The following is an 11,930-nucleotide window of genomic DNA, read 5'->3' as shown; positions in this document are numbered from 1 at the left end:
GGGGAAGCCCCCGGTGCTGGGGGGCACCGGGGGCTGGGAATGGCCGGATTGGGGGATCCGGCCGTTATCGATCGCGCCTATCTGGGGAATCGCGCGATCGATCCTTGTTCGAGCCGCGGCCATCGGCCCGCTGCTCGTTGTTCGGACCCGCGTGGGCGGGACGAGCGTCCTGCCCGCCGGGGACGGGGTGGGAGTCCTGTCGACTGGCGACAGGACCAGCGTCCTGCCCGCCCGGGACGGGGAGCGAAGAGGGGGGTTCGGGTGCGGCGGGCACCTTCTCGGTGGCGGGGGCCAAGCGGGTGTCGTCGCCGCCGTCCAAGTGCGATCCGCCCTGCGCGCCGTCCAACTGGCCACGGCCGTGTCGCCCGGCGTCGTCCGGGGCGGGGCGCTCCTCGGACCGGCGATTCGCCTCGGCACGACGATCCGCCTCGGCACGATGATCCGCCTCGGCACGACGATCCGCCTCGGCCCGCAAGCCCTCGATCCAGGCCTCGATGCGCTCGGTGGACCACCCCTGTGCCAACGCCCAGGAACGGACCTCTCCCCACTGGCCGGCCGCGGCTGAGGCCGCGACATCCTGCTCGGGCTCGGCCGGCGCCAGAGGAATATCGGGGGTATCGGTGGCGGGGGCTGCCGGCCGCGCCTGCGGCGGATTCACGACGAGCGGCGCGAGCGCTGAGGTCGCGACGGGCGCAGGGGTGGGAACTGACGGGGATGGGGGCGCTGACGAGGTCGGCGACGCCGGCACGACCACACCGGCGGCGGAGACAGCGGAGCCGGTGGAGTCGGCGAGAGCTGCCGAGTTGCTGATCGCGACCGCGCAGATCACAGCGACGCTCGCCGCGACCGTGGACACGCCACCGATCACGAGCCCCACCCGTCCGTCCACGATCGTCCTCTCTCCGCCGACGCCAGAACGCCCTCGTCAATGGTGACAGACGGCGCACCGGTCGGGTAATCGAGGCCGTGAGACTCTTCTCATACGGACGCACGCGGGACCGGGATGCCGCAGCATCCCGGTCCCGCCTCCCCGCACTCTCAGGCGAGTTCGCCGGCCTCCAAGAGATCCGTCACGAGAGCCGCGATGGCCGAGCGCTCCGACCGCATGAGGGTGACGTGACCGAAGAGCCCGTGTCCCTTGAGGGTCTCGATCACCGAAGCGACGCCGTCATGCCGCCCCACGCGAAGGTTGTCGCGCTGTCCCACGTCGTGCGTGAGCACCACGCGGGAGTTCTGGCCGATGCGGCTGAGGACGGTCAGCAGTACGTTGCGCTCCAGCGACTGCGCCTCGTCGACGATCACGAACGCGTCGTGGAGCGAGCGTCCGCGAATGTGGGTGAGCGGAAGCACCTCGAGCATGCCGCGCTCGATCACCTCCTCGAGGACGTTGGCCGACACCACCGAGCCCAGGGTGTCGAAGACGGCCTGTCCCCACGGGTTCATCTTCTCCTGCTGATCGCCGGGCAGGTAGCCGAGCTCTTGCCCGCCGACGGCGAACAACGGCCGGAACACGATGATCTTGCGCTGCTGCTGGCGCTCGAGCACGGCCTCCAGCCCTGCGCACAACGCCAGGGCGGACTTGCCGGTGCCCGCCCGTCCGCCGAGCGAGACGATCCCGACCTCGGGGTCCAGCAGCAGATCGATCGCGATGCGCTGCTCGGCCGAGCGTCCGTGGAGGCCGAACACCTCGCGGTCTCCGCGCACGAGCCGATACTCGCCGTCGCCCACCACGCGCCCGAGCGCCGAGCCGCGCTCGGAATGGATGATCAGGCCGGTGTTCACCGGCAGCCCCTGTACGTCGTCGCTGACAGCGACCTCGCTCTCGTACAGGTCGCTGACGTCGTCGCCCGAGACGTCGATCTCGGCGATCCCTGTCCAGCCGGAGTCCACCGCCTGCTCGGCGAGGTACTCCTCGGCCGAGATGCCCAGGGATGCCGCCTTGACCCGCATCGGCAAGTCCTTGGAGACAACCGTCACCTCCTGCCCGTCCTGCGCGAGGTGCATGGCGACAGCGAGGATCCGGCTGTCGTTGTCGCCCAGACGCATCCCCGACGGAAGCACGGCGGCATCGGTGTTGTTCAGCTCGACCCGGAGGGTCCCGCCTGCGCCGACGGGAACCGGGAAGTCGAGCCGCCCGTGTTCGACGCGCAGTTCGTCGAGGTGACGCAGTGCCTGCCGGGCGAAATAGCCGATCTCGGGGTCATGCCGCTTGCCCTCCAGCTCGGTGATCACCACGACCGGGATCACGACGCTGTGCTCGGCGAAGCGGAAGAAGGCCCGCGGATCGCTCAGCAGCACCGATGTGTCGAGCACGTAGGTTCGGAGGTCCTGATCGATCCCGCCCGCCTGCTCGAGGCTCTGACTGCGCTGCTTGTGTGGTGCTCGTGTGGTCACAACCCACTCCCGCCCCGGGTGGAGAACCCGGCAGTCACGAGTCGACCAGGGTCACGAGTCGTTTCCCAACGGCCGACTCGAACGGGCGCCTTGCCCGATGTGATGAACGTACGTCCGCCCGGCGACATCCCGTGCGCACGACACGCGCGCGACGGTGACGTGTTCGTGAATTCCGGATGCCGCGGGCCCGCGGCATCCGGTCACCACACGCGAGTCGCCGAGAATGCCGCCAGGGCGTCGCCGAACAGCCGCAGCGTGTCGGCCCCGGTGCCCACGTGCGGAGCCACCCGAACCTGGCCCGAACGCGCCGTGACGGTGAGCCCATGGTTGGCGAGAGAAGCGGCCAGGGGCGCGGCGTCCTGGGGTGCGGGTTCAAGGGTCACGATGCCGGCGCGCCGCTCGGGCTCACGCGCGGTGATGACCGGAACGTCATAGCGGTCGGCGAAGAACATGACATCGGCCGTGCGCGCCGCCAGCTCGGTCTCGATCGACGCGATGCCCACCGCGGACACCTCGCGCAACGCCGTCGCCAGGCGTGCCGCCGCGAGCGCGTCGGGGCCCGCCACCGAGAATGCCTGTGCCGACGACGACGGTGGCGGCACGGTGTCGATCGGCAGATCGCCGTCGACGCCGCGGAACCCCGACAGCACCGGCGCGATGCGCTCCAGCGCCCGGTCGCCGAACCACGCGAACGCCGTGCCGCGCCCGGCGCGCAGCCATTTGTAGCCGTGCGCGCACACGACGTCGGCGATCGTGTAGTCGACATCGACCACCCCGAAGCCCTGCGTCGCGTCGACGATGAGAAGGCGGTCGCCGATGACGTCGCGCAGCGCCGCGAGATCAGCGCGATAGCCGGTGCGGAAGTCGACGAGGCTGACTGCGAGCGCACGGCTGTCGTCGGTGAGGGCGTCCCGCACGACCTCGGGGGTGATACGTCCATCCTGGGGTTCGAGCCATTGCAGCTGGATCGAACCCAGCGCCTCCGACGCGCGGGTGGCTGCCACGGTGAGACTCGGGAACTCGCCACGTCCGAGCATGAGTCCGCCGGCGAGGCCATAGATCGCGTGCATGAGGCCGTAGGTGGTGGACGGCTGCAGGACGACCTGCGTGGCATCGGTCGTCCCGATCAGCACCGCCGCCAGCTCGCGGGCCTCCCGCGCGTGGTCGCGCACCAGGTCGAGACTGGTCCGTCGGCCCGAGCCGAGCAGTTCGGTGTCGGCCTGGGCCTCTGCCCGCACCGTCGGCGAGAGCGGCCCGAACCCGGCCCAGTCGAGATAGCCGGGCTCTCCATCGAACGAGGCCGCATATGCGTCGAGATCCACGCCGTCATTCTGGCAGAGCCCGGTCCGGCGCGCGTCGCGGGCGCCCTCAGCTTCCGAATCGACGATCCCGAGACGCGAAATCTCGGATCGCCCGCAGGAAATCCACCTCGCGCAAGTCGGGGCCGAGGGCTTCGACGAAGGAGAAGCTCCGCGTGAGCGCGAGGCGGGCGCCCTCAGCTTCCGAATCGACGATCCCGAGACGCGAAATCTCGGATCGCCCGCAAGAAATCCACCTCGCGCAAGTCGGGGCCGAGGGCTTCGACGAAGTAGAACTCCGAGTGCGCGCTCTGCCACAGCAGGAAGTCGCTCAGCCGCTGCTCCCCCGACGTACGGATCACCAGGTCAGGGTCGGGCTGACCACCGGTGTAGAGGTGCTCGCCGATCTGCTCAGGGGTGAGGCTCTCGGCCAGTTCCTCGAGCGAGCCGCCCTCGCGGCGATGCGTGGCGATGATGCTGCGCACCGCATCGACGATCTCGCCGCGCCCGCCGTAGCCGATGGCGAGGTTCACATGCAGCCCGGGATGATCACGAGTGCGCTCTTGCGCATCGGCGAGCACACGCGCCAGCTCGGCAGGCAGCGCGGCGGAGCGACCGACGTGCTTCACACGCCAATCCCGCTCGTGAGAGAGCTCATCGGCCAGTTCGGCGATGATCTCGATGAGGTCGGACAGCTCGCGCGAATCGCGCTTGACCAGATTGTCGTTGGAGAGCAGGTACAGCGACACCACGCGGACGCCGACATCGTCGCACCAGCGCAGGAACTCCCGCATCTTCGCCGCGCCGGCACGGTGGCCGTGCGACGCCGAGTCGAACCCGAGCTGCTTCGCCCAGCGCCGATTGCCGTCGATCATCATCGCCACGTGCCGCGGCACGGTCTCGGGGTCGAGCCGCCGGCGCAGGCGATTGATATAGAGCCGGTAGAGCGGTCCCCTGCCCTCATTCGACGAAGCACGCGCCACATCCCTACGCTACCCCGCCGGGCCGATGCCGACCATGTGCCGACACCGGCATGCACCGGCCCCTAACCTGGGAGCATGAGCCGTCGCGCACGCCCTTCGCAGGCCCCCGAGGTTCCGGTGCTGCCGCTCATGGACGCCGCGGCGGTGGACGCCGCTGCTCCGGACCTCAAGCCCAGCTGGCGCGGATGGATCCACGCCAGCACGTTCCCGGTGGCGATCGTCGCCGGCGTCGTTCTCATCGCGATGGCGCAAGGCGCACCGGCGAAGTGGGCCTCGGCGGTCTTCATGGCCACCTCGATGCTGATGTTCGGCACCTCCGCGCTCTACCACCGCTTCGACTGGAAGCCGCGGACGAGGGCGATCCTCAAACGCATCGACCACGCGAACATCCTGCTGCTCATCGCGGGCACATACACGCCGATCGCGACGCTCGCGCTCCCGCCCGAGAAGGGCGTCCTGCTGCTGTCGGTGGTGTGGAGCGGGGCCTTGCTCGGCATCCTGTTCCGTGTCTTCTGGATCAACGCGCCCCGGTGGCTGTACGTCGCGCTCTACCTCGCGCTCGGCTGGGCGGCCGTCATGTACATGGTCGACCTCTTCGTGGCGAACGAGGCCATGATGATCCTCGTCATCGTGGGCGGCCTGCTCTATACCGGCGGTGCGATCGTCTACGCCGTCAAGCGGCCGAACCCGTGGCCCGGGCACTTCGGCTTCCACGAGATCTTCCACGTGTGCACCGTGCTCGCGTTCCTGTGCCACTGGACGGCGTGCCTGCTGATCGCGACCGACCCGCTGTCACCGTCGCTGGGGATTCCAGGCTGACGGATGCCGGGGGCCCGGGCGTCACCGGTCAGGGCCGGGAGGTCGGCTCGTCGCGTGGGCCGGTGCTCTCGTCGTCGGTGTCGGTCGCCTCGACCGCTCGCGATGCCTGATCCCGGGCGTCGAGCTCGGCCTGCAGCTCTTCGTCGATGTCGGCACGGACTCGTCCTCGGCGGATGCGGCGCATCATGTCCCACACGAGGAAGATCACCGCGACCGCGACGAGGGCGGTGATGATGAAGCCCTCCACCCCGGGTGTCACCAGCTCGGGATCGACCTGCGGCGTCGGCGTCGGCGTCGGTGTCGCCGCGGCACCGCCCAGGAGGGCGAGCACGTCGTGCATGGGTGTCCTCGTTCTGCCCGGATGGCGGGCGGTGCGGATGTCGGCGGCGACACGCGGGAGCGCATAGCCTGGAGTTCCAGCCTAATCTTCCGACGGAACCGCCATGACGACGCAGGACATGCTCGACGAGCGCTATGGACGCCGCCGCTCTCCCGCGCGACGATGGATCGTCGGGGCCGCGAGCCTCATCGCCGTCGGCCTCGTCGTCGCGTTCGGCTGGTTCACCGTGCAGGGCACCCTGGACTCCGTCGACGTCGACACCACTTCGTTCACGATCATCGACGAGCATTCGGTCGAGCTCGGATTCCAGATCACCGCTCCCCCGGGACGCGCGGTCGCGTGCGCCATCGAGGCGCAGGACGAGGAGCACGGCGTGGTGGGCTGGCGGGTCGTCGAGATCGAGGCATCCGACACCCATGCGCGGGCTTTTCGCGAGATCATCCCCACCACCGCAGAGGCGACGACGGGCTTCGTGAACTCGTGCTGGGTTTTGTCCTCGTCTGCCACCTGACATAGTCTGTCGGGACTGCAGTCGATCCGCGCCCTGGCCGTGAGCCGGGGCGTTCGGTTTATCGACGTGCCCCGCCGATCGAAGGAGTCAACCGTGTCGAATGACGCACCCGAGACCTTCCTCACCCAGGATGCCTACGACCGACTCGCCGCCGAGCTCGAACACCTCTCGACCACCGGCCGCGAAGAGATCGCCAAGCGAATCGAGGCCGCCCGCGAAGAGGGCGACCTCAAAGAGAACGGTGGCTATCACGCGGCCAAGGACGAGCAGGGCAAGCAGGAGGCCCGCATCCGGACGCTGCAGCACCTGCTGAAGTCGGCCAAGGTCGGCGAAGCGCCCGAGAGCAACGGCGTCGTTCAGCCGGGCACCGTCGTGACCGCGGTCATCGCCGGCGGCGAAGAGGTCTTCCTGCTCGGCAACCGCGAGATCGGAGCCGGCTCGGAGCTGGACGTCTACAGCGAAGCCTCGCCCCTGGGCGCGGCGATCCTCGGCCGCAAGGAGGGCGAGAAGACCTCCTACACCGCCCCGACCGGGCGTGAGATCGCGGTCGAGATCGTGAAGGTCGAGACCTACAACGGTCAGTGAGCCCGCGAGCGGTGCTCTTCGTCAGTCCGCAACCACGGTCGGCACGTAACCGGCCGCTTCGAGCACCGAGATGACGTGCGCGCGGTGCTCTTCGCCGCGGGTCTCGACGCTCAGCTGCAGGATCACCTCGCTGATCTGAAGCCCGTGGCCATGCCGGGTGTGGAGAACTTCGATGACGTTCGCACCGGCGAGCGCGAGCAGCTCTGAGACGCGTGCCAGCTGGCCAGGGCGATCGGGAAGCGGAACCTGCAGCGTCATGTAGCGACCGGATGCCGAGAGCCCGTGCGCGACGACGCGCTGCAGCAGCAGCGGGTCGATGTTGCCGCCCGACAGCACGCTCACCGTAGGTCCGGTGGCGACGATCTTGCCCGCGAGGATCGCGGCGACGCCGACGGCGCCCGCCGGCTCGACCACCTGCTTGGCCCGCTCGAGGAGCACGAGGAGCGCGCGGGCGATGTCGTCCTCGGTCACCGTGACGACCTCGTCGACCAGGTCGCTGATGATGCGGAAGGGCAGATCGCCGGGACGCGCGACGGCGATGCCGTCGGCGATGGTCGGCTTGGTGGGCACTTCGAGCGGACGCCCCGCCTTCAGCGACGCCGGATACGCCGCGGAGTTCTCGGCCTGGACGCCGATGACCCGCACCGTGCGCCCCTGGGCGGCCGCCCGGGCCTTGACCGCGGCCGCGACGCCGGCGATGAGCCCACCGCCGCCGATGCCCAACACGACGGTGTCGAGATCGGGCATTTCGTCCATGAGCTCGAGGCCGAGGGTACCCTGACCGGCGATGATGTCCGGATGGTCGAACGGGTGGATGAACACCGCACCGGTGCGCTCGGCGAAATCGGCCGCCAGCCGCAGCGGCGTCTCGACCGTCGCGCCCTCCAGCACCACGTCGGCGCCGTACCCGCGCGTGGCGAGCAGCTTGGGCACCGGCACACCCAGTGGCATGAAGATCGTCGCCGGGATGCCGAGCGACTTCGCGGCCATCGCCACTCCCTGCGCGTGGTTGCCGGCGGATGCCGCCACCACGCCGCGCCCACGTTCCTCGGCGGTCAGCCGAGACAGCCGGTAGGTGGCCCCGCGGATCTTGAACGAACCCGTGCGCTGCAGGTTCTCGAGCTTGAGATGAACCGGAACGCCCATCAGTTCCGAGAGGTGCTGGGACTCGTCGAGCGGCGTGCGCACGATGATGCCGCGCAACGCGGCCGCGGCGTCTTCGACGTCCGACAGCGCCGGCGCCGCGGCTCGATGCGAGTGCGTTGTCGTCACGGGCGGATCCTCCTCGGGCGGGGAACGGTGCTCCAGATCAGGTCACCGCTGGGTCTGACGCCGGTCTCCCACGCCCGCTGGCCGATATAGACCGCGACGACGTTGATGAAGGCCGCGAGCGGCACCGCGAACAGGGCACCGGGGATGCCGGCGATCATGGCGCCTCCGGCCACGACCAGCACGACGGCGAGCGGGTGCACCTTGACGGCCGAGCCCATGAGGAGCGGCTGCAGCACGTGACCCTCCAGCTGCTGCACGCCCAGGACCACGATCAGCATCCACAGCGCGATCCACGGCCCGTTGTACACCAGCGCGAGGAACACGGCGACCGCGCCGGTGACCACCGCGCCGACGAACGGGATGAACGCACCGAGGAAGACCAGGACCCCGATGGGGATCGCCAGTGGCACGCCGAGGAGGAATGCGCCCAGGCCGATGCCGATCGCGTCGATGGTCGCGACCAGCAGCTGCGTGCGGGCGTAGTTCACCACCGTCACCCAGCCTGCCCGGCCGGCGCCGTCGGCGGCAGGGCGCGCCCGCTTGGGGAACAGCTTGAGCACCCAGCGCCAGATGCCGGCCCCGTCGGCGAGCAGGCACAGCAGGATGAAGATCGCCAGCAGAGCCCCGGTCACCACGTGCCCGAGAGTGGAGCCGATCGCGAGCGCGCCCGACCACAGCAGTTCGGCCTGCTCCTGCAGAAAGCTCCACCCCTGGGCGAGCAGATCGTCGATCTGTTCCGCGCTGAGGTGGAGCGGACCCTCGATGAGGTACTGGCGGAACTCTCCGATCGCGTCGACCGTGCGGGCCTGCACCGAAGACCATTGTCGGGTGATCTGCCAGACGGCGAGCCAGAGCAGACCGGTGACGATGGCGAGAGTGCTCACCACCGACACGACGATCGCGATCCAGCGCGGCACGCGATGGCGCAGCATCCACGTGAACGCGGGGTACAGCAGCGCGCTCACGAGGATCGCGATCAGCAGCGGGATCACGAGGAGCTTCAGCTGGATGACCAGCCACACGGCCACCCCGATCGCAGCGGCGACCACGAGGAACCGCCAGGAGTACGCGGTCGCGATCCTGAGGCCGCGGGGCATCGAGCCGGAGAGCTCGGTCGAGACGACTCTGCTCCTGTCGCGAAGGGCGTCGAAGAGCGAGCCGCGGGGCTTGTCGTCGGAGCCGCTCATTCCGCCAGTCTAGGACGGTCGCATTCCGCGGGAGTCATGGACCGCCGCCCGGCCGGTCGCGAGGCGTGGCGTGTCGGAGCCCGTGGCTAGGCTGACGCGCGTGAAGTCGAATCTGAGCGGCGCCGAGGCGCGCCGCATCGCGCTGGCCGCTCAGGGGTTCGGACGCGCCCGTCCCACGACCGCCGGGACCCGGCAGCTGAACGCCGCGCTCTCCCGCATGGCGACGCTGCAGATCGACTCTGTCAACGTGTTCGCGCGCTCCCACTACATGCCGTTGTTCTCTCGCCTCGGCGCCTACGACACCGCCGCCCTCGACCGGCTGCTCTTCGCTCGTCGCGCGCCCTATGTCGAATACTGGGCCCACGTCGCGGCATTCATCCCGTCGTCGGACTGGGGCCTGTTCGACTTCCGCATGAAAGCGCTGCGAGACAAATACGGGTCGAAGCCCGGTGGGTGGTTCGACACGCACCGCGAGACCGTCGACTGGGTCCGTGCCGAGTTGGCCGACCGTGGGCCCCTGCGCCCTGCGCAGATCGAGCACGACTCCAAGAAGGGCGCACGCGGACCGTGGTGGGACTGGGACGTGGTCAAGCACGCCCTGGAGTACCTGTGGCTGTTCGGCGAGGTGGCGATCGCGGGCCGTCGCGGCTTCGAACGGCGCTACGGGCTCGCCGAGCACGTGATCCCGGCTGAGTCGCTCGCCGTCCGCGTTCCGCGTGATGAGGCGGTCCGCGAGCTGGTGCGCCGCGCCGCCCGCGCCTACGGTGTGGCGACCGCAGCAGACCTCGCGGACTACTGGCGCATCAGCGACCGCAAGGCTGTGTTGTCGGCGGTCGCCGACCTCACCGACGCCGGCGAGCTGCACCCGGTCACCGTTGAGGGCTGGACCAGCGGCGGACGGGCCGCGAAAGCCTGGCTGCACGCCGACGCTTCGATTCCGCGTCGTGTGGACGCCACCGCGGTCCTCACGCCCTTCGACCCCGTCGTGTGGTTCCGCGACCGCGCCGAGCGCCTCTTCGAGTTCGAGTACCGCATCGAGATCTACACGCCCGCGCACAAGCGGCGCTACGGGTACTACTCGCTTCCGGTCCTGGTGGGCGACGACCTCGTCGGCCGCGTCGATCTCAAGGCCGACCGCGCCGCGTCCACGCTCCTGGTCCAGTCGGCATGGTGGGAGCACGGCGCGCCTGTCGATGCCCCGGCACGGCTGGCCGACGAGCTGCGCATCGCGGCGGCGTGGCAGGGATTGGAATCGGTGTCCATCTCTCGCTGGGGCGATGCCGTCGAGGACCTGGCGCGCGCCATGCCCGGCGTGCGGCGCCATGAAGCCGGCGCCCGCGAACCCGTTGCGCTCGCCGCCGACGAGCCGTCCGGCTAGCGTGCGCGGGTCGATCCGCTTCTCGGGCGACGAGATGGTGCTCGCGGTGCGCTGATCACCGGCGCGCGGTCGCCGTGCCGCGCACCTCGAGTGTGAGCCATCGGGCGAGGTCGGCGATCTCGCCCTCTACCGCCGCCGTCAGATCGTCGCCGAAGGGCTCGTCCTCGTGCACCGCGAATACATGCAGCACGCCTTGCTTGCGATCGGCCTTGGCGTCGAGCTTGCCGACGAACCGGTCGCCGTGCAGGATCGGCAGCGCGAAGTAGCCCCAGCGCCGCTTGGCGGCGGGCTTGTACATCTCGAGCAGGTACTCGTAGTCGAACAGTTCCTCCAAGCGCCGCCGGTCGAAGACCAGCCGGTCGAACGGCGATAGCAGTGCCGTTCTCGGCGTGAAGGCTGCCTCGGCGTCGCGCAGGGACTGCGGGTCGACCCGCCATGTGCCGTCGACGCCGTCGACAACGGCCTCCTCGCCGACCTCCCCCACGTCGATGGGCTCCAGGGGCTGCGCGATGCCCTTCGCACGCGCCAGACCCAGCGATGCCAGGCGACGCTCGGCCCGCTCGCGGGCGGCCTCCTCGGCGGACAGCTCTGCGACGTCGGCCGGGTAGACGCGTTCTGCCAGGTCGAATCTGCGGCCCGCCCGATCCCTGGACGCGATGGCGACGTCGCCTCGGAGCACGAGCATCTCGAGCATCTGCAGGGTGTTGCGATTGTTCGTCCAGCCGGATGACCGCCACGAGACCTGAGCGGTGTCAGGGATGTCCGCCGGACGCAGCGGACCATCGCTGCGCAGCCGGTCGAGCACATCACGCCGGAAGCGGTCATTCGCCGACAGCCACGCCCGCGCCTCGGCCGAATATGGCCGCTCGCGCATCTCGGGAAGAAGCAGCGGGAGGTCCGTCATGGTGCGATAGAAGCCGCCCCATTCGAACACCGCGCGGTCCTGTTCCACGAGCCTCGCGAGGTCTGCCGGCTGGTACGGCCAGCCGAGGCGACTCCACAGGATGTGGTCGGCGCTCGGGGCGACCGCGGCGGTGGGCTCGATGTTGACGATCGTCAGCGCGTCGATCGTCTCCACGATCCCCGCCGGCCGCTCCTGGCTGAGCAGCTGCGCGCGCACCGCGATGCGACGCGCCTGCTCACGCGAGAGGCGGTGAGGCATG

Annotated in this window: 12 protein-coding genes; 4 read left to right on the top strand and 8 right to left on the bottom strand. The window is 69.8% G+C overall.

The window, feature by feature from the left end; translation table 11 throughout:
- Positions 1-64 precede the first annotated feature (64 nt).
- From K0817_RS14865 to K0817_RS14845, 4 genes are all read right to left on the bottom strand, one after another.
- On the bottom strand, positions 65-889 hold the full coding sequence (locus tag K0817_RS14865) for a hypothetical protein (RefSeq protein WP_219982291.1): 825 nt from the start codon (positions 887-889) through the stop codon (positions 65-67).
- Positions 890-1,038: 149 nt separating this feature from the next.
- Entirely contained in the window at positions 1,039-2,394 is a 1,356-nt protein-coding gene (locus K0817_RS14860) for a PhoH family protein (protein WP_219982290.1), read from the bottom strand.
- A 200-nt stretch (positions 2,395-2,594) separates the two neighbouring features.
- Positions 2,595-3,716 carry an aminotransferase class V-fold PLP-dependent enzyme gene (locus K0817_RS14855; protein ID WP_219982289.1) on the bottom strand — a complete coding sequence of 374 codons (1,122 nt, stop codon included), beginning with the start codon at positions 3,714-3,716 and terminating at the stop codon, positions 2,595-2,597.
- A gap of 173 nt (positions 3,717-3,889) precedes the next feature.
- On the bottom strand, positions 3,890-4,675 hold the full coding sequence (locus K0817_RS14845) for an isoprenyl transferase (RefSeq protein ID WP_219982288.1): 786 nt from the start codon (positions 4,673-4,675) through the stop codon (positions 3,890-3,892).
- Positions 4,676-4,750: 75 nt separating this feature from the next.
- On the opposite strand from K0817_RS14845, the gene K0817_RS14840 reads away from it, so the two are divergent.
- On the top strand, positions 4,751-5,494 hold the full coding sequence (locus K0817_RS14840) for a hemolysin III family protein (RefSeq protein WP_253735413.1): 744 nt from the start codon (positions 4,751-4,753) through the stop codon (positions 5,492-5,494).
- 28 nt (positions 5,495-5,522) lie between these two features.
- On the opposite strand, the gene K0817_RS14835 is transcribed toward K0817_RS14840, so the two are convergent.
- Positions 5,523-5,834, bottom strand: a complete 312-nt coding sequence (locus tag K0817_RS14835) for a hypothetical protein (protein ID WP_219982287.1) — start codon at positions 5,832-5,834, stop codon at positions 5,523-5,525.
- A 103-nt stretch (positions 5,835-5,937) separates the two neighbouring features.
- On the opposite strand from K0817_RS14835, the gene K0817_RS14830 reads away from it, so the two are divergent.
- The gene (locus K0817_RS14830) at positions 5,938-6,345 is read left to right on the top strand and encodes a DUF4307 domain-containing protein (RefSeq protein ID WP_219982286.1); all 408 of its coding nucleotides are present in this window, start codon (positions 5,938-5,940) and stop codon (positions 6,343-6,345) included.
- Between the two features lie 93 nt (positions 6,346-6,438).
- The gene (gene greA / locus K0817_RS14825) at positions 6,439-6,930 is read left to right on the top strand and encodes a transcription elongation factor GreA (RefSeq protein WP_219982285.1); all 492 of its coding nucleotides are present in this window, start codon (positions 6,439-6,441) and stop codon (positions 6,928-6,930) included.
- Between the two features lie 21 nt (positions 6,931-6,951).
- On the opposite strand, the gene ilvA is transcribed toward greA, so the two are convergent.
- Entirely contained in the window at positions 6,952-8,202 is a 1,251-nt protein-coding gene (gene ilvA, locus K0817_RS14820; protein WP_219982284.1) for a threonine ammonia-lyase, read from the bottom strand.
- Complete coding sequence (locus K0817_RS14815) at positions 8,199-9,389, bottom strand: AI-2E family transporter (protein WP_219982283.1); 1,191 nt, start codon at positions 9,387-9,389, stop codon at positions 8,199-8,201. The genes ilvA and K0817_RS14815 overlap by 4 nt, the downstream gene beginning before the upstream one ends.
- A gap of 100 nt (positions 9,390-9,489) precedes the next feature.
- On the opposite strand from K0817_RS14815, the gene K0817_RS14810 reads away from it, so the two are divergent.
- Complete coding sequence (locus K0817_RS14810) at positions 9,490-10,767, top strand: winged helix-turn-helix domain-containing protein (RefSeq protein ID WP_253735412.1); 1,278 nt, start codon at positions 9,490-9,492, stop codon at positions 10,765-10,767.
- Positions 10,768-10,822: 55 nt separating this feature from the next.
- On the opposite strand, the gene K0817_RS14805 is transcribed toward K0817_RS14810, so the two are convergent.
- On the bottom strand, positions 10,823-11,929 hold the full coding sequence (locus tag K0817_RS14805; protein WP_219982282.1) for a DNA glycosylase AlkZ-like family protein: 1,107 nt from the start codon (positions 11,927-11,929) through the stop codon (positions 10,823-10,825).
- Position 11,930: the final 1 nt, after the last annotated feature.

The organism is Microbacterium sp. HD4P20, assembly GCF_019449275.2.
Taxonomy (GTDB): domain Bacteria; phylum Actinomycetota; class Actinomycetes; order Actinomycetales; family Microbacteriaceae; genus Microbacterium.
This window is presented reverse-complemented; position numbering and strand designations above follow the sequence as displayed.

Bases quoted from the DNA above. Each gene is read 5' to 3' on its own strand.
- K0817_RS14815 (WP_219982283.1), bottom strand. From the start codon at position 9,389: ATGAGCGGCTCCGACGACAAGCCCCGCGGCTCGCTCTTCGACGCCCTT.
- K0817_RS14840 (WP_253735413.1), top strand. From the start codon at position 4,751: ATGAGCCGTCGCGCACGCCCTTCGCAGGCCCCCGAGGTTCCGGTGCTG.
- K0817_RS14830 (WP_219982286.1), top strand. From the start codon at position 5,938: ATGACGACGCAGGACATGCTCGACGAGCGCTATGGACGCCGCCGCTCT.
- K0817_RS14835 (WP_219982287.1), bottom strand. From the start codon at position 5,834: ATGCACGACGTGCTCGCCCTCCTGGGCGGTGCCGCGGCGACACCGACG.
- K0817_RS14805 (WP_219982282.1), bottom strand. From the start codon at position 11,929: ATGCCTCACCGCCTCTCGCGTGAGCAGGCGCGTCGCATCGCGGTGCGC.